Consider the following 26,889-nt stretch of genomic DNA (forward strand, 5'->3'; position numbering starts at 1 on the left):
GGTGGCCGGAGAATCTGCTCTGTCAGAGCGGCCGCACTCAGGCGTTGCGGTCTATGGGCAGCAGATCATAATCCTCGTTGGCGAGATGAAGGTCGAATTGGGCGCGGGCTATGTGGGCGGCGACCATGTTTTCGAAGACATCATCAAGGGCCGGCAATATCTCGATCTGCCGGCCGCCATCTTCCAGCAGACGGACGAGCCCTTCCGCTTCAGCCCGTTTCATGAGCCGGCGTATGTGGGTGCGTGACACACCGAAGAGATTGCCGATTTCATCATAGGGAAAGCTGACAATGTTCTCCCGGTCTGCCGTTTGCTGTTCCTTCATTGTCATCAGCTTGCACAGAAGGACTCCGCCGCCATCGCTGATGGCGAAGAGCTGGGAACTGTGCAGATTGGAAATCATGGTGCTGACATTGAGCAGCGAGTGCAGGCTGGAGGCGAAATAGCGCTCAACGAAACCGTCGGTGCCATCAATCAACTGCTTGTAGTGCCGCGAAGGAAACAGTTTGTCGGCCGCAGCGATGGCAACGCCGACAATCCTGCGCATGCCGGATATCAGCTTGTCGGTTGGTTGGATAAGATGGTTCCGGTGGTCGGTTTCATCAAGGACGCGGCTGACAAGGCCGATATTCTCCAGGAGATCGATCGTCGCGGACGTGGTATTCTTGCTGCAGAGCTTCAGGCTCGATGTGATGTTCTGGATGCTGGAAATGGTTGCGCCGTGATGGCCGTTGTCACGGGTGAAATGCAGCGCAAGAATCGACATGCAGATGACCTGGCGGGCCACATTGGCCATAACCTTGTTGGCCATGTACCGGCCTTCAAAAATTCCGACGGCATCCTCGGCATAGTCAGCCGCCGCTTTGCTGAAGTTCGGATGCTGGCGCAGGATCGCAACGCGCTGCAGCAGCCACTGGGACCGTGTTTCATGGCTTATGAAAGGAAGGGTTTCCGGCATCCGGTCGTTCATGAAGGCTATTCCCATTCGATTGCCACTCCGTCTGGATTCGCACCAGTATGATTTTGCCCCTTGCGGGCAGTTGGTTCGGCGGGTGTCGGGAAGCCCTGTCCTGATTGCGTAATGTACATGCTCCTGCGACGAACGCTGATAACAAGTGCGTGAATCAGAACGGGCTCATTTGAAGGTTGTCCGGCTTCCCGGGGATAGGGCGAACAGCCTCCAGCCCCAGGCAATCGATCTTGCCTGGCGCGCGGCTTTTCGCGGCTGGATTATCAGGGTTATGGCGGCGAAGGCTGGGCGCCCGCGGCCGTCATTTGGCGGAGTAGGCGGCAATCATGGCATCGCACGCCCGTTTCAACTGTTGCTGGGGGCCCTCCACGCCAGCGCTTTGGCCGCACACGCGCGCGCCTTCGACAAGCAGCACAAGGGCATCCGCCAATTGTTCGGCTTGGCTGATGCCTGCCATGCGGCAAAGATCGATCAGGCGCTGCTTGTGCACTTGCTTGGCATCGACGATCACTTTGAACGCCGGATGATTCGCTTCCTTGAGTTCAATGGCGGCATTGGCCAGGTCGCATCCGCGCGGATCGCTGAACACGCATTCGGCGGCTTCATGAATCCAGCCGCGTATCTGCGCCAGCGGATCATCCGGAAAGGCCGCTTCCAGATCGCGCCAGATCTGTTCACGCCGTGCGGACACCTGTTTGAGGCATTCGCAGATCAGATCGTCCTTGGATCCGAAATGGCGATAGAGCGTCATCTTGTTGGAATCGGCGGCCTCGGCAATGGCGTCAACACCGACACCCTTGATGCCCTGCTGGCGAAACAGCTCAATGGCGCTGGCCACGATGCGGGCGCGCGGCGGCATTCGGCCGCCGTCGGATTCCCCTGATATAACAGTATCGTGAGGTTTCGAAATTTCCTGCGTAGGCGCGCTTGACATAGATGTTACCGTCCAGTAACTGTGGGTTGTTACTTACCGGTAACACGCATTTGGTTCTCATGTCAATTTTTCAAATTGGTGTTCGGGCCGGCGCCTTACAAAAGTACTGATTTACCATTCTATTCGTTGTTGCGGCGCGATTGCCGCTGAGAAGGAGAGCATCATGCCACAGACATATGCCGATCTTACCCTTGCTGAAGCTTTATCAGATCCCATGATCAACGCCGTCATGCGCGCTGACCATGTGACCCGCAGCGAGCTTGAACTCCTTATGAAGTCTGTGGCGCGAAAAAATATTGAAGCTGCCACATCCAATACGTGGCAACGCCCGTTTACGGTAGACCAGCCCGCCGTATCCAAGAGCCTGCTTGCCATGGGCGCGCGCGTTCGCTCCGCCTGCTGCGAAGGTTCCGTTTAGCGTTCGGGCAGTCCGCGGATTGCCAATGTGAATGATCGCCGGCAGTTCCCACGGGAGCTGCCGGTTTTGTTTTGCGGCGAGCGCTGCTGCACAGGATTTTCGCAGTTGCACAAAATATCGGCAGACACTGTGCAATCGGTGAGCGCGGGTTTTTGCCTTGGCGGCCTGGTTTTGTTTGCTGGCAAGCTATCATGTGCTGTTTTTGCGCGTGCGGGCAGGGCCGCAATAAAGTCTCCGCTGAAAGTGGCACGCAAATTGCTTTGGGTAGTGTATCCGCAGGTGATGGCGCACGATTGGGCGCAGCACCCGCAAAAAGGATCAGCACGCACACCTACCTATGAGAGAAGCCATAATGACAAAATACAAACTCGAATACATCTGGCTCGACGGTTATACGCCGGTCCCAAACCTTCGCGGCAAGACGCAGGTCAAGGAATTCGATGCTTTCCCCAAGCTGGAACAGCTGCCTCTCTGGAACTTTGACGGAAGTTCGACAATGCAGGCCGAGGGCAGAAGTTCGGATTGTGTTTTGAAGCCGGTTGCGGTTTATCCTGACAGCGAACGCAAGAATGGCGTTCTCGTCATGTGCGAAGTGATGATGCCCGACGGCAAGACACCGCATCCCTCCAATATGCGCGCGAGCATCAATGATGATGAGGGCGCTTGGTTCGGCTTCGAACAGGAATATTTCCTCTACAAGAATGGCCGTCCGCTCGGCTTCCCCGAAACCGGTTTTCCTGCACCCCAAGGCCCCTATTATACGGGTGTTGGCTACAGCAATGTCGGCGACGTCGCCCGCAAGATCGTCGAAGAACATCTCGATATCTGCCTGGCTGCCGGTTTGAACCACGAAGGCATCAATGCGGAAGTGGCCAAGGGACAGTGGGAATTCCAGATTTTCGGCAAGGGCTCCAAGACGGCCGCCGATGAAATCTGGATGGCGCGCTATCTCCTGCAGCGTCTGTGCGAAAAGTACGGCATTGACGTCGAATACCATTGCAAGCCGCTTGGTGATACCGACTGGAATGGCTCCGGCATGCATGCCAACTTCTCGACCGCCTATATGCGCGAAGTCGGCGGCAAGGAATATTTCGAACAGGTCATGGCGGCATTTGAAGGCGCCTGCGACGATCATATCGCCGTATATGGGCCGGACAATCACCTGCGGCTGACCGGCAAGCACGAGACCCAGTCCATCCATCAGTTCAGCTATGGCGTTGCCGATCGCGGCGCGTCGATCCGGGTACCGCACAGCTTTGTCGCCAATGGCTATCGCGGCTACCTCGAAGACCGCCGCCCCAATTCTCAGGGCGATCCCTACCAGATCGCGGCGCAGATTCTGCGCACGATCGGATCGGTTCCTGAACCGGTCGAAGACAGGCTCGCCGCCGTCGCTTGATTATATGAACGGCAGCAGATTACCGGCTCTATAGTGGCTTGTGCGCCCGGACAGTTCAATTGCCTGTCCGGGCGTTTCTGCTTGCAACTTCACGCCTTTTCTGGCGTCATCCAATGCTCACAGAGGCCGTATAGTATCCGGCTCTGCTCGCGCAAACAGGAGAATGCCATGCCGATCCAGGATCTGGTGACCACCATCGCGACCCAAGCCAATCTCGATCCGCAGGCCGCGGAAAAGGCAGCGGGAACCGTGCTGTCCGTGCTCCAGCATGAAGCCCCGGAACAGGCCGCCAGCCTTTTTGCAAAAATGCCGGGCGCCGCGCAATTGGCGCAGAGTTTTGATGTCATGGCTCCGGGCAACCAGTCGGGCGGGCTCATCTCCAGCATAACCGGGTTTCTCGGCGGCGCTGCGGGTGAAAAAGTCGGCGCGCTCGTCAATGGCATGGCTGCGCTCAAGGCCAGCGGCTTGACGGTTGAGCAGATTCAACAGGCGGGTACCGCCGTGATCGCCCATGCCAAACAATCCGCCGATCCGCAGCTGGTCGACAAGATTGTTGCATCGGTCCCCGGCCTGAAAGGGCATTTTGGCCTGTGAAGCAAACGCTTTGATGCGGTTGCCAGCTGACAACCGCCGCATCACCGGATAAACCGCTTCTCGTATCGCCACGGGTTATGCGAAGGAGCGGGCAGGATGAACGGAACGCGACGCGCGTTTTACTTCGCGCTTGGCTGGGTGATGGTTGCGCTCGGCTTTATCGGCGCATTGCTTCCCGTCATGCCCACCACCATTTTCCTGATTATTGCCGCCTGGTGTTTCGGCCGTTCTTCGCCGCGTTTCGAGAAATGGCTGCTGGAACACCCGGTCTTCGGCCCGACCCTGGTGCAGTGGCAGCGCCATGGCGCCATTCCGCTCCGGATAAAATGGATTGCCTGTGGCGGCATGGCATTCGGTTTTGCCACGTTCTGGTATTTCGCCCGGCCAACGCCGCTTCTGGGTGCCGTTGTGGCGTTGTTCTTCATCGCCTGCGCCCTGTATGTCGCGTCCCGTCCGAACGGACAATGACCCGCGCCGGTGAACGAAAAGGTGCAGGAAACGGGTGGACATTGGGCATGAGGGAGCAGCGCCGTCCCGAAAAACAGTTGACAAGCGCGTGCAAAAATCCAACTCTATTACATTAAAAGGGGATATATTCCATTGTAATGGAATTATTGGATGAGGAGCGGCGGTGTCTGATTTACTTGTAAGCTTGTACACCGGCAAGCTGGCCGACCTGAAGAACCGGGCTGAAGCTGTGGCTGTCACCATCCGTCCGGTGCTTGCGCCCGAGGCGCAACTGGTCACAGACTGGGTCCGCGAGCATTTCAGCGCCAACTGGGCGAGCGAAGTCACGGTTGCTATCACCCGCCAGCCTTCCGCCTGTCTTATCGCCATCGAGGATGGCGCGCTTGCAGGATTTGCCTGTTACGACGCGATTGCGCGCGGCTTTTTCGGCCCGACGGGCGTGCATCCCGACAAGCAGGGCAGAGGTATCGGACTGGCGCTTTTCTCGGCAACTCTGCAAACCATGAAGGCGCTCGGCCATGCCTATGCGTTCATCGGCGATGCGGGTCCGGTGGACTTTTATGTGAAAGCCGCCGGCGCCATTGAGATCCCGGCCGACGACAAAGGCATCTATCAGGGCATGTTGCGCGTAAAGCGGACATAGGCCTCTCCCCAATCACAGTTTCCATGGAGTGAATACAGTGTCCAGCCAATTGCCTCTCGCCCTGTTCGTCGGCATCCCCAATCCGGTCCTGTCGCCCGATGAGATCGCGCTGTTTCGCGAGACCAATCCGCTCGGCCTTTTTGTTGGCCGCCGCAACCAGCGCGAACCCGAACAGGTCAAGGCATTGATCGAAAGTTTCCGCGAGGCTGTCGGGCGCGCCGATGCGCCGGTCTTCACCGATCAGGAGGGCGGCCGCGTTCAGCACCTTGATGCCGGTCCATGGCCGCTCTTCCGCAGTTTTGGCGAGTTTGCCCGCCTCGCGCGGCATGACCTTGAGGTGGCGCGAAAGGCGCTGCGTCTGTCTTCACGTGCGATGGGCACGATGATGACCGAGCTTGGTCTTTCCAGCGGCTGCTCGCCAGTGCTCGATCTGGTGTTCGATACCACAAGCGATGTCATCGGCGCCCGGTCGTTCGGGGCTGATCCGGAACTCGTGACGCTGCTCGGCCGCGAGGTGATCGACGGTCTGCTGGAAACGGGCAACATGCCGGTTATGAAGCACATTCCGGGCCATGGCCGCGCCACGCTGGATTCGCACAAGGAGCGGCCTGTTGTCGATGCGAGCAGGGAGACCCTCCTTGCCACGGACTTCAAACCCTTCATCGATCTCAAGGATACGCCTTGGGCAATGGTGGCCCATGTGGTCTATTCGGCCTATGACAAGGAGCGGCCCGCTTCCGTCTCTCCCGTCATGCTCGATATCATCCGCAAGGATCTGGGGTATGACGGCGTCCTTATCTCCGACTGCATTTTCATGAATTCTCTGAGCGGTACCATGCCGGAGCGGGTTGCGCAGGTTCTCGATGCGGGCTTTGACATTGCCCTGCACAGTCACGGCGATCTCGCCGACAGCGAAGCGGCAGCAAAGGCATCGCGTCCGCTGACGGATGACGCAGCCCGCCGCATTGCCACGGCCAATGCCCGCCTTGGATCGCTGAAAGTGGAGGTCAAGGCAGTGCACGCCGAAGTCGAAGACATGTTTGCCGGCGCGCAGGTCAGCTGATCGTCTTTAATCAATAAAAATAGGGGAATACGCATGTCGAGAAACCGTCTGTTTGCAGCAGCTTCTGCAATGATGCTCCTGTCTGCGCCTGCCATGGCGCAGACAGTGCTGACCGTCAACATCGAGCCGGCCACCACCTGGGTGCGCAATTTCAATCCGTTCAATCAGACATCGGCGCGTCAGAGCACGCTTGATTTCATCTACGAGCCGCTTGTCATCTTCAACCGCTTCGACAACAACAAGCCGAACTATCGCCTCGCCGAAAGTTTCAAGCTGGCGGACGATCTGAAGAGCATCGAGTTTAAGCTGCGGCCGGACATGAAATGGTCGGATGGCAAGCCGCTGACCTCCGCCGACGTCAAATTCACCTATGACTATCTGCAGAAGTTCCCGGCGCTGGATTTCGTCAGCATCTGGAAATTCATCAGCGGCGTCGAGGTTGTCGATGCGCAGACCGTTCGGTTCACGCTGGTCAATCCCAGCTCGCTGGCCGCCGACCAGCTGGTGCAGGTTCCGATCATTCCGGAACATGTCTGGAAGGAGATTGCCGATCCGGTGACCTTCGCCAACGAGAACCCGGTCGGCAGCGGCCCGATGACCGAGATTGCGCGGTTTACCGGCCAGACCTACGACCAGTGCCGCAACCCAAACTACTGGGATGCCAAGGACCTCAAGATCGACTGCATGCGCTTCCCGCAATTGGCCGATAACAACCAGATCCTGACCGCAACCGCGAATGGTACGCTCGATTGGGGTGTGTCGTTCCTGCCGGATATCGAAAACACCTATGTGGCAAAGGACCCGAAGAACTTCCACTACTGGTACACGCCGGGCAGCATGGTTGCCTTCCTGTTCAACCTGGAAACGGCCAATGCCAACAACCGCAAGGCTTTCAACGACGTGAAGTTCCGCCGTGCCGTGAGCATGGCGCTTGACCGCAAGGGCATGATCGACGTGGCCGGTTATGGCTATCCCACGCTGAACGACGATCCCTCGGGCATGGGCGAACTGTACAAGAACTGGTCCGATCCGTCCGTGCTCGCCGATTTCGGCAAATACGGCAAATATGACACGGATGCGGCCAAGGCTCTGCTCGACGAGGCGGGCTATGTGGACAAAGACGGCGACGGTTTCCGTGACAATCCCGATGGCACCAAGCTGTCGTTCTCGCTGATCGTGCCCAATGCCTGGACGGATTGGATCGACACGGTGCAGATCGCCATTGAAGGCATGCAGGCAGCCGGGCTCGACGTGAAGATTGCGACGCCGGAAGAAGCCGTGTGGTCGGGTAGCCTGATCAATGGCAATTTCGACATGGCCATCAACAGCCTGCCGGCGGCTGCCTCGCCCTATTATCCCTATCAGCGCGCCTATAACGAACAGGACAAGGGCAAGACCCGCTTTACCGCGCAGCGCTGGTTCAACCCTGATCTTGCCAAGCTGCTGGTGGATTTCACACGCACCGCCGATCCGGCCGAACAGAAGGCCGTGATGAACAAGGCCCAGCGCATTGTTGCGGAAAACCTGCCGATGATGCCGGTGTTCAACAATCCGAACTGGTATCAGTACAACACCAAGCGGTTCACCGGCTGGTCGACAAAGGAGCACCCCTTCGTCAATCCGTCGATCACCCGCAACAACCCGGCGCGTCTCATTCACCTCCTGGCGCTCGAGCCGGTCAAATAGGCATCGCACAGGCGGGGACGGGTAAAACCTGTCCCCGCTGCGATGGGAGATGCATATGGCCTTTCTGCTTCGACGCCTCGGATTCTATCTGGCTGCCTTTATTGCAGCTGCCACGATCAATTTCTTCCTGCCGCGCCTCATGCCGGGGGATCCGATCCAGATCATGTTTTCCAGCACTGGCACGGAACTGTCGGCGGAAAACCTCGCATCGCTGAAACTGACCTTCGGTTTTGTCGACGGGCCGCTCTGGCAGCAGTATCTCACTTATCTCAAGAGCATTTTTACCGGCGATCTCGGTCGGTCGATCAAGTATTTCCCGCTGCCGGTCACAGAGGTGCTCGGCCATGCCCTGATCTGGACCGTGGCGCTGATGGGAACCGCCACGCTGATCAGTTTCACGCTTGGGACATTCCTCGGCATTCTCGCCGCCTGGCGGCGCGGCAGTGTTTTTGATGTGGTCGTGTCCGTTGGCGCGATCTTTGCCACCTCGGTTCCGGCGGTGGTCACGTCGCTGATCGTGCTTTTCTTCTTCGGCTTCACGCTTAACTGGTTTCCGACCGGCTATTCCGCCGATCCGGCGCTCGATCCCGCGTTCTCCCTGACCTATATCCTCAGCGTGCTCTATCACGGCATCCTGCCGATGCTGACCCTTTGTACGGTGCTGACCGGCGGCTTTGCCGTCACCATGCGCAACAACATGATCAATCTTCTTGGCGAGGATTACATTGTCATGGGGCGGGCCAAAGGGCTTTCCGATAGCCGGGTGATGATCTGGTATGCGGCGCGCAATGCGCTCCTGCCGACGGTCAGCAGTCTTGCCATCGCCATCGGCACCGTGCTCGGTGGCTCGCTGGTGACCGAAGTCGTGTTCAATTATCCCGGCCTCGGTAATATCCTCTACCAGGCCATTCTCGCCCGCGACTATCCCGTCATCCAGGGCCAGCTCCTGATCATGACCATCGCCATGCTTGTCGCCAATTTCATCGTGGATATCAGCTATGTGCTGCTCGATCCACGCCTGCGGAGGACATGAGCCATGCAACCTCTCATCGCCGGACTTGTCCGCAACCGCAAAGCTCTGGTTGGCATGATCATCCTCCTGATCATTGTCCTGATTGCGCTCGCTGCACCGCTGCTGACGGAATATGATCCCGCTGCCCGCGTGGGCCGGCCGCACCAGCCGCCATCGGCCGAGCATTGGCTCGGCACCACGCGTATCGGTCAGGACGTGTTTGCCCGGCTGATCTACGGTGCGCGGACATCGCTTGCCGTCGGCTTCGGCGCCGGGCTCCTGATCACGGTGCTGGGCACGGCGCTCGGCATCATTGCCGGATACCGCGGCGGCAAGACGGATGAGGCCATCAGCTTCTTCACCAATATGGTGCTTGTGGTGCCCAACCTGCCGCTGCTGCTGGTGCTTGCTTCTTTTATCGGACAGGCCAGCCCGCTGGTCATCGCCGTCATTCTCGGCTGCACATCCTGGGCCTGGGGCGCGCGCGTCACCCGCGCCGAAACCCTGTCGGTCAAGCAGAAGGATTTCGTCAAATCGGCCGAAATGATGGGCGAGCCGCGCTGGCGCATCATGACCTTTGAAATCTTTCCGAACCTCATTTCCATTGTCGGCATCAATTTCATCGGCAGCGTGATTTTTGCGATCATTACGGAGGCAACGCTGGAATTCCTTGGCCTCGGCGATCCCAAGACCGTGTCCTGGGGCATGATGCTGTACAACGCGCAAAAAGCGTCGGCCCTGTCCGTCGGCGCCTGGTGGGATATCCTGACGCCGTGTTTTGCTCTCGCCTTGCTGGGGATCGGCCTGTCGCTGCTGAACTTTGCCGTCGACGAGATCGCCAATCCGCGCCTTCGCACGGGAAACAGCATGAGCCGCTGGTCGGCGCTGATCCGCTCCGGGGAGGGCCGCCTGTGACCGCGCCGCTGCTTCAGGTGAAGAACCTCACCATCGATTATATCGGCGACAGCACGGATTTCCGCGCAGTGGACGATGTCAGCTTCGACGTCGCCCGCGGGGAAGTCTTCGGTCTTGCCGGAGAGTCCGGATGCGGCAAGAGCACCATTGCCTTTGCCATCAGCCGCCTGCACAAGCCGCCGGCATTGATCCGCTCGGGCCGGATATTGCTGGAGGGCAGGGATGTGCTCGATCTCAACCCCGCGCAGCTGCGGGATTTCCGCTGGCGCGAAGTCGCCATGGTGTTCCAGAGCGCCATGAATTCGCTCAATCCCGTGCTGCGTGTCCAGGAACAGTTTTATGACGTGCTGCGCACGCACCAGAAGATGAACCGGGCGCAGGCGCGCGAGCGGACGGCGGAAATGCTGCGCCTTGTCGATATTCCGCCCGACCGGATGAAGGATTATCCGCACCAGTTTTCCGGTGGTATGCGCCAGCGCATCGTCATTGCCATCTGCCTTGCGCTTAACCCGAAGATTGTCGTGATGGACGAGCCGACCACCGCGCTCGATGTGGTGGTGCAGCGCGAAATCCTGCAGCGCATCAACGAGTTGCGCCGCACCTTCGGTTTTTCCGTGCTGTTCATCACCCATGATCTCGGCCTGATGGTGCAGTTCTGCGACCGCATCGGCATCATGCTGGCGGGCAAACTGGTTGAGCAGAACACGGCGGAAAACATCTATGGCGCGCCACAGCACGACTACACCAGAAAGCTCTGGGCTTCCTTCCCCTCGCTGCATGGAGAACCCGTGATGGAAAAGGTATCGATATGAGCGATCCGCAAACGGCTATCCTTGCGCTCGACCGCGTATCGAAGTCCTTCGGCACGGCGCCCTACAAGGTGAATGCGGCGCAGTCGGTTTCCTTCGAACTGCATGCCGGCCGGACCCTTGCGCTTGTCGGTGAATCCGGCAGCGGCAAGACCACCTGTGCCCGGCTGGTGATGCGGGAATATATGCCAAGCGAAGGCCAGCTGCTGTTCAAGGGCAAACCTGTCTCGACCGATAATGCCAAGGCGCTCGCCGCCTATCGCCGTTCGGTGCAGATGATCTTCCAGGATCCGTTTTCCTCACTCAACCCGGCCCATACCATCGACTATCACCTGCGCCGCCCGCTGCAGCTGCACCGGCGCGACCTCCGGGGAAAACAGATCGATGCGGCCGTTGAGGAATTGCTGAGCCGGGTCAAGCTCGACCCGAAAATCGTCGCGCGCAAACACCCGCATGAGCTTTCGGGCGGACAGCGCCAGCGCGTCAACATCGCCCGCACGCTGGCGGTCGGTGCTGAAGTGATCGTGGCAGACGAGCCGACCTCGATGCTCGATGTGTCGGTGCGTCTCGGTGTTCTCAATCTGCTCAACGAGATGAAGCGGGACATGAAACTTGCGCTGCTTTACATCACCCATGATATCGCCACTGCCCGCTACGTCGCCGAGGATATTGTCGTCATGTATGCCGGACAGATCGTCGAATGGGGCGATGTCAACAAGGTGATCGACAACCCGCAGCATCCCTATACCCGGCTTCTCCTCTCGGCGGTGCCCGATCCGGAGATGCGGTTTGACGATCCGAAGGCGCAATTGAAGGCGGCCGATGTCGACGAAGTCCGGCGGTTATCGGCGGTGCCGCAGGATCGCATCGTCGCTGTCGAGCCCGGCCATTTCATCCGCCAGATCGCGAGCGGCAGGGCGGCGTAAGACGCGCGGTCGCGATTGACCAAAACTGCCGGATGATTGCACAATCCTCCAAAGCGGATCATAGCTGGCGGTTCGGCACTGGTGCGCGCGCGGGATGACACCTAGATAGGGTGGGCATTATCCGAGGAGAGCTGCCGTGGACAAAATTACCGAGCTTGCACAATTGATCGAAAAGCACACGGGTGCCGATGGGCTGTTTTCGACGGATATTCCGCGCCTGAACCTTGCCCGTGCCACGGCGCCGACCGAGCCGAACCATGTGGTGCATGAACCGGCGGTCTGTGTGATCGCCCAAGGCCGCAAGCGCACCATGCTGGGTGACGAGGTCTATTATTACGACAAGGCAACCTATCTGACCGTTTCCGTTGACCTGCCCATTGTCGGGCATGTCATCGAAGCGTCGGAAGACGAGCCCTATCTGTCGCTGCGCCTTGACCTTGATCCCACCATGCTCAGCGCACTGCTGCTGGAAGCGCCGAAGGAAAGTTTCAGCAACCAGTTGCCCGACCGCGGCATGTCGCTCAATCCGATGGGGCCGGACCTGCTCGACAATGTCGTGCGGCTGGTCCGCCTTCTCGATACGCCGAAGGACATTTCCATGCTGGCGCCGCTGACCGAGCGTGAACTGCTCTACCGGCTCCTGACGGGCGAACAGTCCGGCCGCCTGCGCCAGATCGCCCAGTCGGAAAGCCGCCTGCATCAGGTGAACAAGGCCATCGGACTGATCAAGCGCAATTTTCGCAAGACGCTGCGCATCGAGCATGTGGCCTCCGAAGCCAATATGAGCCCGTCCTCCTTCCATCAGCATTTCAAGGCGGTGACGTCGATGAGCCCGCTGCAATACCAGAAGCAGCTGCGGCTGCAGGAAGCCCGGCGGCTGATCCTCAGCCAGTCGCTGGACGCGGCAACGGCGGGCCATGCGGTGGGCTATGACAGCCCGTCGCAGTTCAGCCGCGAATATGCGCGCCTCTTTGGCCAGCCGCCGCTGCGCGATATCGCCCGGCTGAAGGACATGCCGGACTATCTGCTGGAAGGCTGAAGATTAAAGCCGCTTGCCGGTTGCCTTGTCGAATATGTGCAAGGCACCGGCATCGATGGCAAAGCGTTGGGCCATCCCGGCTGTCACCGTCGATTTCGGCGGCAGGCTGGCGGTCAGGCGCTGGCTGCCGATGGTCGACGTGACCACCAGCTCGGGGCCGGTCAGTTCCACCACCTCGACCATGGCATCGATGCCAAGCGCTGCATCACCCGCCGGAGCAAGGCTGAGGCTTTCAGGGCGGATACCGATGATGACATCGCGTACCTGACCGGCCTTTTCCCGGATATCGGCGGGAAGGGCAAAGCCGCTCAGCGATCCGTCAATATGGGCGATACCTTCGGCCACCGTGGCTTCCAGCATGTTCATCGGCGGCGAGCCGACGAAGCTGGCGACATAACGGGTGGCCGGGCGGTTGTAGATCTCATCGGGCGTTGCCAATTGCTCGATCTGGCCGTCGCGCATCACGGCGATGCGGGTTGCCAGCGTCATCGCCTCGATCTGGTCGTGGGTGACATAGACAATCGTCGTTCCCAGCATCAGGTGCAGGCGCTTCAGTTCGGTGCGCATTTCCATGCGCAGTTTGGCATCGAGGTTGGACAGCGGCTCGTCGAACAGGAAGATTTGCGGATCGCGCACCAGAGCCCGGCCGATGGCGACACGCTGGCGCTGGCCACCGGAAAGTTCGGAAGGCTTGCGTTCGAGCAGATTCTCGATCTGCAGCATTTTCGCGGTCTTGTGCACGGCGTCCGCACGTTCGGCCGCCGCAACCTTGCGCATTTCCAGCCCGAAGCCGATGTTGCGCGCCACCGACATGTTCGGATAGAGCGCGTAGGATTGGAAGACCATGGCGATGTCCCGGTCCTTCGGATGCACGCCGGTCACGGAGCGGTCGCCGATGCGCACATCGCCTTCCGTTGCTTCCGCCAGCCCCGCGATGATGTTGAGAAGCGTGGACTTGCCGCAGCCGGAGGAGCCGAGCAGCACCAGGAACTCGCCACTGGCAAGCGACAGGTCGATACCTCTCAGGGTTTCAATGGCGCCATAGCGTTTCCTGATGTCGATGAGTTCAAGGGCGCTCATTGCGCATTCTCCGGCGTGGTGTCGAGGTCATGGCTGTCATAGCGGCGGGGTACGGTGGAGATGGCTTTGGATGCCACATGGACACCGGCGGCGATGCAGTGTTGCAAGGGCATGTCCCGGGCGAGGGCGGCGAGGAAAGCTGCATTGAAAACGTCGCCCGCGCCAATCGTGTCGGCAACGGATACCACCGGCGCATCGGCTGTCACCAGCTGATTGTCCGGACCGACGGCCAGGGCGCCATCCGCTCCGCTTTTGACCACGATGATGGCGTTTTCCGGCATCAGCGCCTTCAGCGCGTGCGCCGCGTCTGCGGGCTCGATCCTGTTGGCAAGCCGCGTCGTTTCCACCTCGTTGAACAGGGCGCAGTGACAGCGCGACAGCCATTGACGTGCTGCCGCACGGTTGGCTTCGCTCCAGCCGCCGGCTGGCCAGCCGGTGTCGAGCGCGACGCGGATATCGTTGGCATCGGCCCAGTCGAACAGCGCGTCGTAATCCGCAACCAGCGTATCGGTCAGGAACGAGCCGCACAGGAGGACATAGCCGCCACGCAGCCGGTGCGTGTCCAGCATCGACAGGACATCCGGCCAGGAAAGCGCGCCGAGATGGCCGCGCGTCGTGAAGAATGTGCGTTCGCCATTGGGATGGGTAATACCGACGGACAGGGTTGTTCCCATCGGGGCGACAGGCCAGCGCTGGCCGCGCACGCCGAATTCCTCGCGCAGCCATTGGCCGAACTGGTCGCTGCCGACATTGGCGGCAATCTGGAAGTCGATGCCGAGCCCTTCCCAGGTCAAAGCCGAATTGCCGGCCGAACCGCCGACGCGCAGTTCGTCGTAGTCGACCATGATCTCCGTGCCGGGCGTCGGCCATGGATCGGCAGGGCCGAGGATCAGGTCCACGTTGACATTTCCAATGACGGCCAGCGGGCGCATGATCCTATTCGCTCCGCGTAATCTTGGTCGAGCGGACAGGCGTTCCGACGTCGGCAACCCGTTCACCGGCAAAGGCGATCATGAAACGCTGCGCGGCAGGCAGCAGGGCGAAAATCGCGGCGATGCCGGCGGCTTCACCTGTGCTGACGGTGGTGGCGCCATCAATCGGCTTTTCGCCCAAGGCGTCGAACACCACGACAGGCGATCCTGCTTCGCACGCGGACACAGCCATTCCGGCAACCAGTCCGGCGGTGGCATCCTTGCCGCGGAACAGCACGACACCGACCCTTGGCCCAAGCATTTCCATCGGCCCGTGGCGCAGTTGCCCGCCTTCCAGGGAAAAGCAGGGGATGCGCGACAGTTCGGTCAGTCCCAATGCAATGGCTTCGGCGACACCCTGCAACCGGCGGCCGGAGGTTACAACCGAGGAAACATGGGAGAGGGCTTTGACCGCCGCATCGATCTGCGCTGTGCTGCCGCCTTCAAGGCGCGCGAGCGCCGCCGAGGGATCATCGCCCAACGCCGCGAGGATGGCGAGATGCAGGCCAAAACTGACAGTCAGGCTGCGGGTGGCGGCAAAGGCGTTTTCCGTGCCGCCCGCGCCCACAAGCGAGGGAACGGTGCGGGCCAGCGTCGATCCGCCTTCGAGCGTCAGACCGAACGTATCGGGCGCCACGCCTGTCTCGGCGAACCAGCGCAGCACTTCGGCGCTTTCACCGGACTGGGAGGTTACAAACACTGTCTTGCCGCTTGTCGGCAGCGGCTGCCCAAGCTGTTCCGACAGGGGCAGTGCCACCGCATCGATGCCCAGGCTGCGATAGAGCGGCTCGACGGCCCGGCTGACCGCGTGGGAGCCGCCCATGCCGAGCAGCAGGAGACGTCCGGTCTGGCGCAGCGACTGGGCGATTGTCGCGGCAAGCGGCTTTGCCGCTTCGAAGGACGCGATTGCATCGGCATTCTGCCGCGCCATTTCCCGTTCAATCGCCATAAGGCCGGCGGGCAGGTTCGGGTCAGATGTCATGCTCATCCCTTGACGCCGCCATTGGTCAGGCCCGAAATCAGGGCACGCTGCATGAACAGACCGATGATCAGCGGCGGCAGGGCGGCCAGCACACCCGCTGTGGCGATCAGTCCGTAATCGGAAACCCGGCCGCCCGCCAGATCGGCAATGGCGACGGTAAGGGTCTTGGCCCGCTGGTCGGAGGTGAACAGCAGCGCGTAGAAGAATTCATCCCAGGCGAGCAGGAAGGCAAAGAGCGCCGCGGTCGCCATGACCGGCGCAGCCAATGGCAGGGTGATCAGGCGCAGTATCTGGTCAAGCCGCGCGCCATCGACCGTCGCGGCACTTTCGATTTCGCGCGGAATGGAATCGAAACCGGATTTCATCAGCCAAGTGGTGAAGGGCGCAAGGATGGTCAGATATACAAGAGCCAGCCCGAAAACATTGTTGAGAAGACCGAGGGCTGACAGGGCCATATAGAGCGGGACGGCGAGCGCCACCGGCGGCAGCATGTAGGTGGCGATAACCGCATAAAGCGACCAGCCGACGCTTGGCGTGCGCGAGACCGCCCAGGCCGAGGGTATGGCGACGACAAGCGCTGCCGCAGTTGCCATCCCCGCCACTTTGAGACTGTTGAAAAGCGAGGCGACGAACGCTTCTCCGGCACTGTTGGCAACGCTCGACAGGAGAACGCCATAGCGTGAGAGGTCGATGGTTTCGGGCCACCAGCGCAGCGGCTTGGTGATGAGGTCGGTGGTCGAGGAAATGCTCATGATGAACAGCCAGACCACCGGCGCGAGGATGACCGCCGCCAGAATAAGCGCTGCGGCATGGACAAGGATGGTGGCTGTCAGGCTGCGGCGTTCCATCAGGAGGCTCCTGCGCTTTTGCGGATCAGGGCGGCATAGGCGACGGCAAGAATGGTGATGAGAAGCGTGACGATCAGGGCAAGCGAGGCACCGGACCCCGCGCGCTGGAACGAGAAGGCTTCCTGATAGACAAGGATGGACAGCGTGCGGGTGCTGTTGGCCGGGCCGCCGCGCGTCATCACCCAGATGAGGTCAAAAACCTTGAATGCTTCGATGGTGCGAAGGACCAGTGCCACCATCAGCGGACCGGCGAGATAGGGCATGATGACGAAACGGAACCGGGCCCAGGCACCGGCGCCGTCCACCATCGATGCGGCGGTGATATCACGCGGCACGGCCTGCAGCGCGGCCAGCGCGATCAGCGCCACCAGCGGAAAATTCTTCCAGCAGTCGGCAACGATCAGGGCGGTCAGCGCCGTGCCGGGCTCACCGAGCCACGAGCGGTAGGTGTCGAGAAGGCCGATCTGTGTGAGCGCCGCATTGAGCGCGCCATATTCCGGGTTGTAGATCAGCCGCCACAGCGTGGCATTGACCACCGTCGGCAGAGCCCATGGCAGGATCATCAGCGCCCGCAAGACGGAGCGGCCGTAAAACTGCTGGTTGAGGAGGAGGGCGGCGAGAACGCCGATCACCATTTCCGCCGCGACCGAAAGCACGGCAAAGAGCGTGGTGGTAACAAGGGTTCGCTGGAAATTCGAGCCGGACAGCATTTTCACATAATTGTCGAGGCCCACGAAGCTGCCCGCCGTGCCGACCAGTTTGGCATCGGTGAAGGAGAGGCGTACGGTATCGACCAGCGGCCAGCCGATAATCGCAATCATGACGATAAGGAGCGGCAGCATCAGGAGCCACGCGCGTGTCGTAATCCAATTGCTCGTCATGAAGGAACGCCTGTTTCATCAATTCGTGGTGTCAATTCACCCCCCTCTGGGCTGCCGCCCATCTCCCCCACAAGGGGGGAGATCAGCCAGCTTAAGCGACATCAAGCACACTTCACCATGACAAATCGCTCAAGAGCTTCATGTCGATGTGATCTCCCCCCTTGTGGGGGAGATGCCCGGCAGGGCAGAGGGGGGTGAAGCAGCACGTCGCGGTATCACAGGCCGCTGTTTGCGGCGGCTGTCTTGAGCGCATCTTCCGGCTTGGCCTGGCCGAGCAGCGATTCCTGCACCGCCTGCTGCAGGGCGGTCGACAGCTCCTGATATTTCGGCGTCGTCGGGCGCGGATACATGACCGCAAGGCTCTGCTTGGCCGCCGCAATCAGTTCTTCCTGACCTTTTGAGACAGCCGGGTCCGCATAGGATGACGTCCAGATCGGCAGGCTCAGCTTGGCATACTGGTTCTGCGTCTGCTGCGAGGTCATGAAGGCAATATATTTCCACGCCTCATCGGGGTGCTTGCTGGTGGAGGTGATGCCAAGGCCCATCGAGCCGTTGACGGCGGAGACAGTGCTCTTGCCGTCGATACCCGGAGCGGGAACAACGCCGGCCTTGCCGGCAACCTTGCTGTCCTTCGGATCATTGGCCATGTTGTACATGTAGGTCCAGTTGAGCGCGAAGGCAGCTTCGCCGTTCTGGAACACGCGGCGCACATCCTCTTCGAGGAATTCCTTGGAGTTGGGGTTGGTCAGGCCGGACTTGTAGCTGTCGACCATGTAGTTGAGCGCATCGAGGCCGCCGCCCGACTGGAAGACGGGCTTGCCGTCCTTGATGAAGCTGCCGCCATAGGCACTGACCAGCGTGGCGTAATCGCAGATCGCGGCTTCCGCCTGCGACCAGCTCCAGGCAATCGGCGTGGCCAGGAGGCCCTTGTCCTTGATGATTTTGGCCTGCTCGGCCAGTTCCGCCCAGGTCTTCGGCGGCGTCTTGATGCCGGCCTTTTCGAGGATTTCCTTGTTGTAGAACAGGTATTTTGTGTCAAGAATCCACGGCATGCCGTAGCGCTTGCCCTGATATTCGACCGTGGTCCATGCACCCGGCAGCACGCCGGTCTTCATGTCGCCGGTGATCTTGTCCGAGACGTCAAGCAGCACCTTGTTGGTGGCGTATTCCGCCGGCCAGATCACGTCGAACAGAACCACGTCGTAACCGCCGCCCGAACCCTGGGCCAGCACGGTCTTGTCATGCAGGCCTTCGTAGGGCACGAATTCGAGATTGACGGTGACATCCGGATTGGCCTTGGTGAAGGCCTCGGTCATGGCGCGGACATCGGCTTCGCTATAGGCAGCCTGCGCCATGAAAAGCGCATTGATCTTGGTCTCTGCATGGGCGGGAGAGGCAAGTGCGGCTCCCAGAAGTGTTGCGCCAAGCAGCGCGGTCTGGATGGATTTCAACATGGTACCTCCTATTTGGCTCTTGTGGCCGGAACCTGTCCGTGACGAACCGGCGCCGGTTGATGGTCATTATGCGCGGGAGCTTTGTCGTTCAGGACCTGTCCGCGACGTGCCAACGTCCAGCCAGTGCTCACGTTCCCCCAAGACTCTTGCGGTCTTTTGTATTAAATCAATTGTCTTGACTTATTTCTTGATCAATATTGATCTGGTGTCAAGAGGGGGCGGAATGGACGCGAGAAAATCGATCCGGGCCAAGAGCGGAACCAATCTGGGTGGCGCAAGCGCGCATAACCGCCGCATCATGATCGATGCGCTGCGGATCAATGGCGCCTTGTCGCGCGCCGACCTTGCCCGTGCCACGGGGCTGACCCCGCAGACCGTGTCCAACATCATCGAGGAACTGGCCCGCGACGGGCTTGTGCAGTCGCAGGCCAGTGTCCGCAAAGGGCGGGGCCAGCCCGCCACGCCCTATCATCTCGTGCCCGATGGCGCTTTTGCCATCGGCCTGCAGATCGACCGGCATGTCACGCGCACCGTCATCGTCAACCTGGTTGGCGACGTGCTGGTGCAGACGGAATCCAAGCTGCCCTCCGGCGGTCCTGCGGAAGGGGTTCTTGTCATTCTCGATATCGTTGGGAAGGCCTGCGAAACGCTGATGGCGCAGTTCCCGCATGCGGCGGGCAAGCTTGTCGGTCTTGGCCTTGCCATGCCCGGCCCCTTCGGCATCAATGAACTTTATGACGATCCGTGGATGATGACGGCCTGGCAGAACTTTCCGCTGGCCGAACGGATCGCGGAGGGCACCGGCCTCGAAGTTGCGCTACAGAACGATGCCTCGGCGGCCGCAACGGCGGAAAGGCTGCTGGGCGCTGCCCACGGCCTTGACCACGTCGTGTGCATTTATCTCGGCTATGGCCTTGGCGCCGGACTGATCCTCAATGGCGAGATCTACGGCGGCGCCTATTCCAATGCCGGTGAGATCGGCATGATGCTGGCGCTGGCTCCCGGCGACGATGCGAATGTCGAGCCGCTGGAGCACTACACATCCATGGCCTCCCTGTGCAACGTGCTGGGTATCGACCCCTCCGATCCCCGGCTCTTTGCCCTCGTCACCGATGCGGTGGCCGATGGCGGCCCGGCGGTGGAGCGCTGGATCAACAATGCGGCGGACCGCTTGCGCCGGACTGTGCAGATGCTGGAATCGATCTTCGATCCGCAGACCACCATTCTGTGCGGCGGTGCACCGCAAGCACTGATTGACCGGCTGATAGAGCGGATGGGACCGCTGATGCCGTCGATAGCGGACCGGGCCCAGCGTTACCCTGAGCCCCGCCTTCAGGCAGGGCTCGCTGATCCTTGGTCGGTCGCCTTGGGAGCGGCAGCGGAACCGATTGCACGGGCCTTTGACCCGCGCTTCTCGGCAATTCTGAAAACGCCCTGATCAGGCTGCTTTCTTGATGGCGTCGCCCAGCATGGAGACGATGGTGTCGATCTGCTCTTTCTCGATGATCAAGGGCGGAGAAAGAGCAACAATGTCACCGGTGACACGCACCAGCAGGCCGTTTTTGAAGCAGTCGGTGAAGACATCGTAGCCGCGCGCACCCACAGCGTCTGGACGCGATGCCAGTTCGATGCCGGCAACAAGGCCGATGGTGCGGATGTCGACAATGCCGGGCAGGCCCTTGAGGCTGTGGATCGCGTCCTGCCAATGGTCGGCCATGGCGGCAGCGCGGGTCAGGAGCCCTTCCTCCTGATAGACTTCCAGCGTGGCCAGACCGGCGGCACAGGCGACGGGATGCCCGGAATAGGTATAGCCGTGGAAAAGCTCGATCTGGCTCTCGGGGCCGTGCATCAGTGCGCCGTAGATGGTCTCGCTGGCAAACACGGCGCCCATGGGCACCGCCCCGTTGGTCAGGCCCTTGGCCGTGGTGACGAGATCGGGCACCACGCCAAAGTAATCGACGGCAAAGGGGGTGCCGAGGCGGCCGAAGCCGGTAATGACTTCATCGAAAATCAGCAGGATGCCATGTTTCTGGCTGAGGGCGCGCAAACGCTCGAGATAGCCCTTCGGCGGCAGAAGAACGCCGGTCGACCCGGCAACCGGTTCGACGATGACGGCGGCAATGGTTTCCGCGCCATGCAGCGCGACCAGCCGTTCCAGATCGTCGGCCAGATCGGCACCGTGTTCAGGCAGCCCTTTGACGAAGGAATTGCGGACGGGATCGTGCGTGTGGCGGATATGGTCGGTGCCCGGCAGGAGCGGGAAGACGCGGCGGTTGTTGACAAGGCCGCCGACGGAAATGCCGCCGAAGCCGACGCCGTGATAGCCGCGCTCGCGGCCGATGACCCGGGTGCGCGTGCCCTGTCCGATGGCGCGCTGATAGGCGATGGCGATCTTCAACGCAGTGTCGACGGATTCCGAGCCGGAGCCGGTGAAGAACACCTTTGTCAGGCCGGCCTTCTTGCCGCCCGGTGCGTGCGCCGCTAGTTTTTCGGCAAAGTCGAAGGCCAGGGGATGACCCATCTGGAAGGACGGCGCATAATCCATGGTGATCAACTGGCGCGCCACGGCATCGGCGATCTTTTCGCGCCCGTGCCCGGCATTGACGCACCAGAGGCCCGCCGTGCCGTCGAGCACCTGTCCGCCATCGACGTCGGTGTAGTACATGCCCTTGGCGGAGGCGAGCAGGCGCGGCGCTGCCTTGAACTGCCGGTTCGCCGTGAATGGCATCCAATAGTTTTCGAGTGATGGGGTATTGCTCATGAGCATACGGGTTTCTCCTCTTCTTATCACAGGGAGCCATGCTTTCTATTGACCAACAAGTCCTTTTCTGCGTTGACGTAAGATATTGATTTTACTTATATTGATTTTCATAAATTCATTATATCGAACATATAGAACAGCCAAAGGAGCATCCGGTGCAAATAGATCTGGGCGGGCGTCTGCGTTTCCTGCGGCAAAGGCACAACCTGTCGCAGCGCGAACTGGCCAAGCGGGCGGGTGTGACCAACTCCACCATCTCGCTGATCGAGTCCAACCAGACCAATCCGTCCGTCGGTGCGCTCAAGCGCATTCTCGATGGCATTCCCATCGGCCTGTCTGAATTTTTCGCCCTTGAACCGGACCGCAAGCAGAAGGTGTTCTACGAGGCAGGCGAGCTGGTCGAAATCGGCAAGGGCAACATCTCCTATCTGCAAATCGGCGAGAACCTGTTCGGCCGTGCCCTGCAGATCCTGAAAGAGCGCTATGAACCCGGCGGCGATACCGGCCGTATCATGCTCGTGCACGAGGGGGAGGAGGGCGGCGTCGTCATCAGCGGCCGGATTGAAGTCACCGTCGATGACCAGCGGCGCATTCTCGGTCCGGGCGACGCCTATTATTTTGAAAGCCGCCAGCCGCACCGCTTCCGCTGTGTCGGCCCCAATCCCTGCGAAGTCGTCAGCGCCTGCACGCCGCCGACATTCTGATCAGCGCAGGGAGGAAAACCAGGCGATCAGCTCGGCACTGTTGCGCAGCCCGAACGCGCGCATGATGCGGGCGCGATGCGCCTCGATGGTGCGTTTGGACAGGCCTATTTCCTGGGCGATCTGCGCATTGGTCTTGCCCTGCGAGACCAGCGTCAGCACCTGCTTCTGCCTGTCTGAAATGAGGTTGGCATTGCCAGCCACCGTCCGGTTCATGGGCTCGAAACAATAGAGCGCCTCGGCAAAGGGATCGGCGTGGTTGCCGCTACGCCCGCGCACCCGGCACCAGAAGCTGGCGCCGTCGCGCCGCCGCATCACCCGCTCGTCGTAATAGACGCGGCCGCCGGCGAAATTTGTTCGCCACATTTCTCCGGTACGAACGAAATCGGTGATCTTGGGATAGAGGCGGCTAAAACTCTGGTCGATCAGTTCGCCGCGTTCATAGCCGAAGGTCTCGGCGAATTCGAAATTGCAATCGCGTATGATACGGTGTGTCGCATAGACCATCGGCACGGGCATGTCGGTCAGTACGAAGCGTTTTGCGCTTCCTGCAACGGCAATGTCGGAGATAGGAAACTCGGCTGTGGTCATGCAGTATTAATACGACTACCAGTGCCATCAAGACAAGCCATACCGTTGCGGCAACGGCAGCGTTCAGACCCTGCCGCAGAGGATGCAGAACAATGGGAGAGTGTTCTTGAAAAAAGTTCGATCAAATGTAAGCGATGCGCTGGACGGCGTGCTGTTTGACGGCATGACGATCATGGCGGGAGGCTTTGGCCTGTGCGGCATTCCGGAAGCCCTGATCTATGCGATCCGCGATTCCGGCGTGAAGGATCTGACAGTCATTTCCAACAATGCGGGCGTTGATGGCATCGGTCTTGGCGTGCTCCTGGAAACCAAGCAGATCCGCAAGATGATCTCGTCCTATGTCGGCGAAAACAAGCTGTTCGCCCAGCAATATCTCTCGGGCGAACTGGAGCTGGAATTCAATCCGCAGGGCACGCTGGCCGAGCGCATCCGCGCCGGTGGCGCCGGTATTCCGGCATTCTTCACCAAGACAGGCGTTGGAACCATCATTGCCGATGGCAAGGATGTACGCGAGTTCGATGGCGAGTCCTATGTCATGGAACGCGGCCTGTTTGCCGATCTGTCCATCGTTCATGCCTTCAAGGGCGATACTGAAGGCAATCTTGTCTACCGCAAGACGGCACGCAATTTCAATCCGATCATGGCGACAGCCGCCAAGGTGACGATCGCCGAAGTGGAAAACCTGGTCGATGCCGGCAAGATCGACGGCGACCATGTCCATACGCCGGGCATTTTCGTCAAGCGCATCGTGCATGTGCCGAACCCCGTCAAACATATCGAGCAACGGACGACACGTCCGCGTCTTGTCGCTGCAAGCGAGGTGAACTGAGATGGCCTGGACACGTGATCAGATGGCCGAACGGGCCGCGAAGGAACTGCAGGACGGTTTTTATGTCAATCTCGGCATCGGCATTCCAACCCTTGTCGCCAACTACATCCCGACCGGCATGAGCGTTCAACTGCAGAGCGAGAACGGCATGCTCGGCATGGGGCCATTCCCCTACGAGGGCGAGGAAGATGCCGACCTCATCAATGCCGGCAAGCAGACCATCACCGAACTGCCGACAACCAGCTATTTCTCCGGTGCCGACAGTTTCGGCATGATCCGCGGCGGACACATCGACCTGTCGATCCTTGGTGCCATGCAGGTGGCGCGCAATGGCGATCTGGCCAACTGGATGGTTCCGGGCAAGATGGTCAAGGGCATGGGCGGCGCCATGGACCTGGTGGCCGGTGTCAAGAAGGTCGTGGTCGTCATGGAACATGAGGCCAAGGGCGAAGCCAAGCTTCTGGAAGCGTGCACGCTTCCGCTCACGGGACAGCGCGTCACCGATCTCGTCATCACCGATCTTGGTGTTTTCACCCTTGAACGGCGCGGCGAGCCGAAAATGACTCTCATCGAGATTGCGCCTGGCGTCACCGTGGACGAAATCAAGGCAAAGACACAGGCGGCATTCGACGTCGCCCTGTAAAGGCGGCCGATCTTCGGTGCGATATGCGAGCCGGCAGGGCATCAGCCTTTGCCGGCTCTTTTCTTTCCTGGCGGGCGTTAACGCCATTTTATCTCGATTCCATCGGCATTTGGTCTGCAATGCTGCCGCAATCTCGTCCTGCGATGATCGAAACCAGGATAGAATGACGGCCGTTGCCCCGGCGCGCGGTCGATAGTAAAAAGGTTCATCGCATTGAAGTCGGTTTTTTATGCGCTTATGTCACCCCGAGCGCTTAGGCGCATTGTGCAACCCATCAAGCGAATGGCGTAACGGCGTGGACTCCTCAAGCAATCAACCTGATCTGAGCAAGACTCTGGCGTCCATTGTCGACAACAAAAGCCGGCGCAATATCGTTCGCAGGCATCCCATTCTGTTTGGCGGCGGATTTCTCATCATCCTGGCTTTGCTGGGCCTGAGCTGGTTTTCACGCGGAACACACTATGAATATACCCAGAAGCCGCTGACGAAGGGCACCCTGTCCATCACCGTGTCGGCGACCGGTACCGTTCAGCCCACGGAACAGGTGGATGTATCAAGCGAGCTTTCCGGCACCGTGCGCACCGTTCTGGTCGACTACAACAGTTTCGTCGCCAAGGGCGACGTGCTGGCAACGCTGGATATCGACACGATCAAGACCAACATCGAGAGCTCGAAGTCAAAACTTCTGGCGTCGCGTGCGCGGGTCGTGCAGTCGCAGGCAACGCTTGAGGCCAAGAAGAACGCGTTCGAGCGCATGACCTCGCTGCAGGACAGCAAGGTTTCATCGGTGCGCGAGCTGGATGTGGCCAAGTCGGAATATGACTCTGCAGTTGCGGCGCTCGATGTCGCCAATGCCGAGGTGGCGGTTTCGGAAGCGGACCTGCAGGTCAACGAGACCTCCCTGCGCAAATCCAAGATCGTTTCGCCGATTGACGGTGTCGTGCTCAGCCGCTCGGTCGATCCGGGGGCAACGGTGGCGGCCGCCTTCCAGGCGCCCGTTCTGTTCAAGCTTGCCGGCAACCTGAAGAAGATGCAGCTTCAGGTCAATGTCGATGAAGCCGATGTTGGTCTGGTCAAGCCGCAGCAGGACGCGACCTTCAACGTCGATGCCTATCCGGACCGGACATTTCCGGCGAAGATCGTCAATATCCGCTTCCAGCCGGAAACCGTGTCGAACGTCGTAACCTACAAGGCGATGCTGGCCGTGGAGAATGACGATCTGGCCTTGCGTCCGGGCATGACGGCGACGGCCTATGTCAAGGTCAGGGAGGTCAAGGATGCCCTGCTGGTGCCGAATGCCGCCCTGCGCTTCACGCCGCCCAACGAGCCGGCGAAAACCGAGGCGGCCGTCAGTCCAGAGCAGACGGCAAGCACGCCCGATACGGCGAAGAAGGAAGCCGGCGTGCAGCGGTCGGTCTGGGTGCTGCGTGCCGGCAAGCCGGAAAAAATCGAGGTACGGGCGGGGTCGACGGATGGGCGCAACACGATTGTTCTGTCCGGCGGCGTCAAGGAAGGCGATCAGGTCATCGTGGCAGCGAGCACGCCGCCCAAATGACCATCCAGTCCGTGCAAAAGACCGTGCCGCTGATCGAATTCCGCCGGATTACCAAGAGTTACGGTGCGGGCGAGGCGGCAGTCCACGCGCTGGCCGGGGTGGACTTCGCCATCGAACGGGGGGATTTCGTGGCCATCATGGGGCCTTCCGGTTCCGGCAAGTCGACGGCGATGAACCTCATCGGCTGTCTCGACCGGCCGAGCACGGGGCAGTATCTGTTCGGCGGCACCGGCATCGACCAGCTCGACCGGCATCAGCAGACGACGCTGCGGCGCGAATTGCTGGGCTTTGTCTTCCAGGGGTTCAATCTGCTGCGGCGCACATCCGCCGTGGAGAATGTCGAGCTGCCCCTCATCTATCGCGGCATGGGCGGTGCGGAACGGCGAAAGCGGGCGCTGGAGGCGTTGCGGCAGGTGGGGCTGGCCAGCCGCGCCAATCACGTCCCTTCGGAATTGTCGGGCGGCCAGCAGCAGCGCGTGGCGATTGCCCGCGCCATCGTCACCAACCCGCAGGTGCTGCTTGCCGACGAGCCGACCGGCAATCTCGATACCAAGACCAGCGTCGAGATCATGGAGCTGATCTCCGGCTTTAACCGCGACAACGGCATTACCGTGATCATGGTCACGCACGAGCCGGATATTGCCGCCTATGCCAAGCGCATCATCCGCTTTGTCGATGGCCACATCCAGAGCGACGAACGCAGACAGGATATATAAC

At 60.4% G+C, this 26,889-nt stretch carries 28 protein-coding genes; 18 read left to right on the forward strand and 10 right to left on the reverse strand.

The window, feature by feature from the left end; translation table 11 throughout:
• Window positions 1–37 precede the first annotated feature (37 nt).
• A complete protein-coding gene (locus C5750_RS07975) occupies window positions 38–970 on the reverse strand; it encodes a helix-turn-helix domain-containing protein (RefSeq protein ID WP_105733343.1) in 933 nt (310 codons plus the stop codon).
• Window positions 971–1,271: 301 nt separating this feature from the next.
• Window positions 1,272–1,829 (reverse strand): TetR/AcrR family transcriptional regulator, encoded by a 558-nt coding sequence (locus C5750_RS07980; RefSeq protein WP_245421038.1) that lies wholly within the window; start codon window positions 1,827–1,829, stop codon window positions 1,272–1,274.
• Window positions 1,830–2,067: 238 nt separating this feature from the next.
• Here C5750_RS07980 and C5750_RS07985 point away from each other — a divergent pair, with 238 nt between their 5' ends.
• The 12 genes from C5750_RS07985 to C5750_RS08040 all read left to right on the forward strand — a co-directional run bounded on the left by C5750_RS07985 (window position 2,068) and on the right by C5750_RS08040 (window position 12,876).
• Window positions 2,068–2,322, forward strand: coding sequence for a hypothetical protein (locus tag C5750_RS07985; protein WP_105733345.1), 255 nt, complete (start codon window positions 2,068–2,070; stop codon window positions 2,320–2,322).
• A gap of 352 nt (window positions 2,323–2,674) precedes the next feature.
• Entirely contained in the window at window positions 2,675–3,721 is a 1,047-nt protein-coding gene (locus tag C5750_RS07990) for a glutamine synthetase beta-grasp domain-containing protein (protein ID WP_105733346.1), read from the forward strand.
• A gap of 168 nt (window positions 3,722–3,889) precedes the next feature.
• Complete coding sequence (locus C5750_RS07995; protein ID WP_105733347.1) at window positions 3,890–4,315, forward strand: hypothetical protein; 426 nt, start codon at window positions 3,890–3,892, stop codon at window positions 4,313–4,315.
• Window positions 4,316–4,411: 96 nt separating this feature from the next.
• The gene (locus C5750_RS08000; RefSeq protein WP_105733348.1) at window positions 4,412–4,783 is read left to right on the forward strand and encodes a YbaN family protein; all 372 of its coding nucleotides are present in this window, start codon (window positions 4,412–4,414) and stop codon (window positions 4,781–4,783) included.
• A 163-nt stretch (window positions 4,784–4,946) separates the two neighbouring features.
• The gene (locus C5750_RS08005) at window positions 4,947–5,426 is read left to right on the forward strand and encodes a GNAT family N-acetyltransferase (RefSeq protein ID WP_105733349.1); all 480 of its coding nucleotides are present in this window, start codon (window positions 4,947–4,949) and stop codon (window positions 5,424–5,426) included.
• Window positions 5,427–5,463: 37 nt separating this feature from the next.
• The gene (locus C5750_RS08010; RefSeq protein ID WP_105733350.1) at window positions 5,464–6,489 is read left to right on the forward strand and encodes a glycoside hydrolase family 3 N-terminal domain-containing protein; all 1,026 of its coding nucleotides are present in this window, start codon (window positions 5,464–5,466) and stop codon (window positions 6,487–6,489) included.
• A 33-nt stretch (window positions 6,490–6,522) separates the two neighbouring features.
• The gene (locus tag C5750_RS08015; RefSeq protein WP_105733351.1) at window positions 6,523–8,175 is read left to right on the forward strand and encodes an ABC transporter substrate-binding protein; all 1,653 of its coding nucleotides are present in this window, start codon (window positions 6,523–6,525) and stop codon (window positions 8,173–8,175) included.
• A 55-nt stretch (window positions 8,176–8,230) separates the two neighbouring features.
• A complete protein-coding gene (locus C5750_RS08020) occupies window positions 8,231–9,208 on the forward strand; it encodes an ABC transporter permease (RefSeq protein WP_105733352.1) in 978 nt (325 codons plus the stop codon).
• Window positions 9,209–9,223: 15 nt separating this feature from the next.
• A complete protein-coding gene (locus tag C5750_RS08025) occupies window positions 9,224–10,102 on the forward strand; it encodes an ABC transporter permease (RefSeq protein ID WP_105733849.1) in 879 nt (292 codons plus the stop codon).
• Window positions 10,099–10,914 carry an ABC transporter ATP-binding protein gene (locus tag C5750_RS08030; protein WP_105733353.1) on the forward strand — a complete coding sequence of 272 codons (816 nt, stop codon included), beginning with the start codon at window positions 10,099–10,101 and terminating at the stop codon, window positions 10,912–10,914. The genes C5750_RS08025 and C5750_RS08030 overlap by 4 nt, the downstream gene beginning before the upstream one ends.
• Window positions 10,911–11,837, forward strand: a complete 927-nt coding sequence (locus C5750_RS08035; RefSeq protein WP_105733354.1) for an ABC transporter ATP-binding protein — start codon at window positions 10,911–10,913, stop codon at window positions 11,835–11,837. The genes C5750_RS08030 and C5750_RS08035 overlap by 4 nt, the downstream gene beginning before the upstream one ends.
• A 136-nt stretch (window positions 11,838–11,973) precedes the next feature.
• Window positions 11,974–12,876 carry an AraC family transcriptional regulator gene (locus tag C5750_RS08040; RefSeq protein ID WP_105733355.1) on the forward strand — a complete coding sequence of 301 codons (903 nt, stop codon included), beginning with the start codon at window positions 11,974–11,976 and terminating at the stop codon, window positions 12,874–12,876.
• A 3-nt stretch (window positions 12,877–12,879) separates the two neighbouring features.
• Here C5750_RS08040 and C5750_RS08045 read toward each other — a convergent pair whose 3' ends face one another.
• From C5750_RS08045 to C5750_RS08070, 6 genes are all read right to left on the reverse strand, one after another.
• Window positions 12,880–13,956 (reverse strand): ABC transporter ATP-binding protein, encoded by a 1,077-nt coding sequence (locus C5750_RS08045; RefSeq protein ID WP_105733356.1) that lies wholly within the window; start codon window positions 13,954–13,956, stop codon window positions 12,880–12,882.
• Entirely contained in the window at window positions 13,953–14,888 is a 936-nt protein-coding gene (locus C5750_RS08050) for a PfkB family carbohydrate kinase (RefSeq protein WP_105733357.1), read from the reverse strand. The genes C5750_RS08045 and C5750_RS08050 overlap by 4 nt, the downstream gene beginning before the upstream one ends.
• 4 nt (window positions 14,889–14,892) lie before the next feature.
• Window positions 14,893–15,915, reverse strand: a complete 1,023-nt coding sequence (locus C5750_RS08055) for an SIS domain-containing protein (protein ID WP_105733358.1) — start codon at window positions 15,913–15,915, stop codon at window positions 14,893–14,895.
• The gene (locus C5750_RS08060) at window positions 15,912–16,757 is read right to left on the reverse strand and encodes a carbohydrate ABC transporter permease (RefSeq protein WP_105733359.1); all 846 of its coding nucleotides are present in this window, start codon (window positions 16,755–16,757) and stop codon (window positions 15,912–15,914) included. Before C5750_RS08060 ends, C5750_RS08055 begins: the two co-directional genes overlap by 4 nt.
• Window positions 16,757–17,638 carry a carbohydrate ABC transporter permease gene (locus tag C5750_RS08065; RefSeq protein ID WP_105733360.1) on the reverse strand — a complete coding sequence of 294 codons (882 nt, stop codon included), beginning with the start codon at window positions 17,636–17,638 and terminating at the stop codon, window positions 16,757–16,759. The genes C5750_RS08060 and C5750_RS08065 overlap by 1 nt, the downstream gene beginning before the upstream one ends.
• Before the next feature lie 215 nt (window positions 17,639–17,853).
• On the reverse strand, window positions 17,854–19,092 hold the full coding sequence (locus C5750_RS08070) for an extracellular solute-binding protein (protein WP_105733361.1): 1,239 nt from the start codon (window positions 19,090–19,092) through the stop codon (window positions 17,854–17,856).
• A gap of 223 nt (window positions 19,093–19,315) precedes the next feature.
• Between C5750_RS08070 and C5750_RS08075 the strand changes: the two genes are divergently transcribed.
• The gene (locus tag C5750_RS08075; protein WP_105733362.1) at window positions 19,316–20,530 is read left to right on the forward strand and encodes an ROK family transcriptional regulator; all 1,215 of its coding nucleotides are present in this window, start codon (window positions 19,316–19,318) and stop codon (window positions 20,528–20,530) included.
• On the opposite strand, the gene aptA is transcribed toward C5750_RS08075, so the two are convergent.
• The gene (aptA, locus tag C5750_RS08080; protein ID WP_105733363.1) at window positions 20,531–21,859 is read right to left on the reverse strand and encodes an omega-aminotransferase AptA; all 1,329 of its coding nucleotides are present in this window, start codon (window positions 21,857–21,859) and stop codon (window positions 20,531–20,533) included.
• Window positions 21,860–22,008: 149 nt separating this feature from the next.
• On the opposite strand from aptA, the gene C5750_RS08085 reads away from it, so the two are divergent.
• Window positions 22,009–22,557, forward strand: coding sequence for a cupin domain-containing protein (locus tag C5750_RS08085; RefSeq protein WP_105733364.1), 549 nt, complete (start codon window positions 22,009–22,011; stop codon window positions 22,555–22,557).
• Here the strand turns inward: C5750_RS08085 and C5750_RS08090 are convergent, their stop codons facing one another.
• Window positions 22,558–23,145 (reverse strand): LuxR C-terminal-related transcriptional regulator, encoded by a 588-nt coding sequence (locus C5750_RS08090; protein WP_165403437.1) that lies wholly within the window; start codon window positions 23,143–23,145, stop codon window positions 22,558–22,560.
• A gap of 82 nt (window positions 23,146–23,227) precedes the next feature.
• Between C5750_RS08090 and C5750_RS08095 the strand changes: the two genes are divergently transcribed.
• The 4 genes from C5750_RS08095 to C5750_RS08110 all read left to right on the forward strand — a co-directional run bounded on the left by C5750_RS08095 (window position 23,228) and on the right by C5750_RS08110 (window position 26,888).
• Window positions 23,228–23,974, forward strand: coding sequence for a CoA transferase subunit A (locus C5750_RS08095; protein ID WP_105733365.1), 747 nt, complete (start codon window positions 23,228–23,230; stop codon window positions 23,972–23,974).
• Between the two features lies 1 nt (window position 23,975).
• Window positions 23,976–24,617: a 3-oxoacid CoA-transferase subunit B gene (locus C5750_RS08100; RefSeq protein WP_105733366.1), complete on the forward strand. Its 642-nt coding sequence runs from the start codon at window positions 23,976–23,978 to the stop codon at window positions 24,615–24,617.
• A gap of 295 nt (window positions 24,618–24,912) precedes the next feature.
• A complete protein-coding gene (locus C5750_RS08105) occupies window positions 24,913–26,172 on the forward strand; it encodes an efflux RND transporter periplasmic adaptor subunit (RefSeq protein WP_245421039.1) in 1,260 nt (419 codons plus the stop codon).
• Entirely contained in the window at window positions 26,169–26,888 is a 720-nt protein-coding gene (locus C5750_RS08110) for an ABC transporter ATP-binding protein (RefSeq protein ID WP_105733368.1), read from the forward strand. The genes C5750_RS08105 and C5750_RS08110 overlap by 4 nt, the downstream gene beginning before the upstream one ends.
• Window position 26,889 lies beyond the last annotated feature (1 nt).

It is taken from the genome of Phyllobacterium myrsinacearum (genome assembly GCF_002980555.1).
Lineage (GTDB): Bacteria > Pseudomonadota > Alphaproteobacteria > Rhizobiales > Rhizobiaceae > Phyllobacterium > Phyllobacterium myrsinacearum.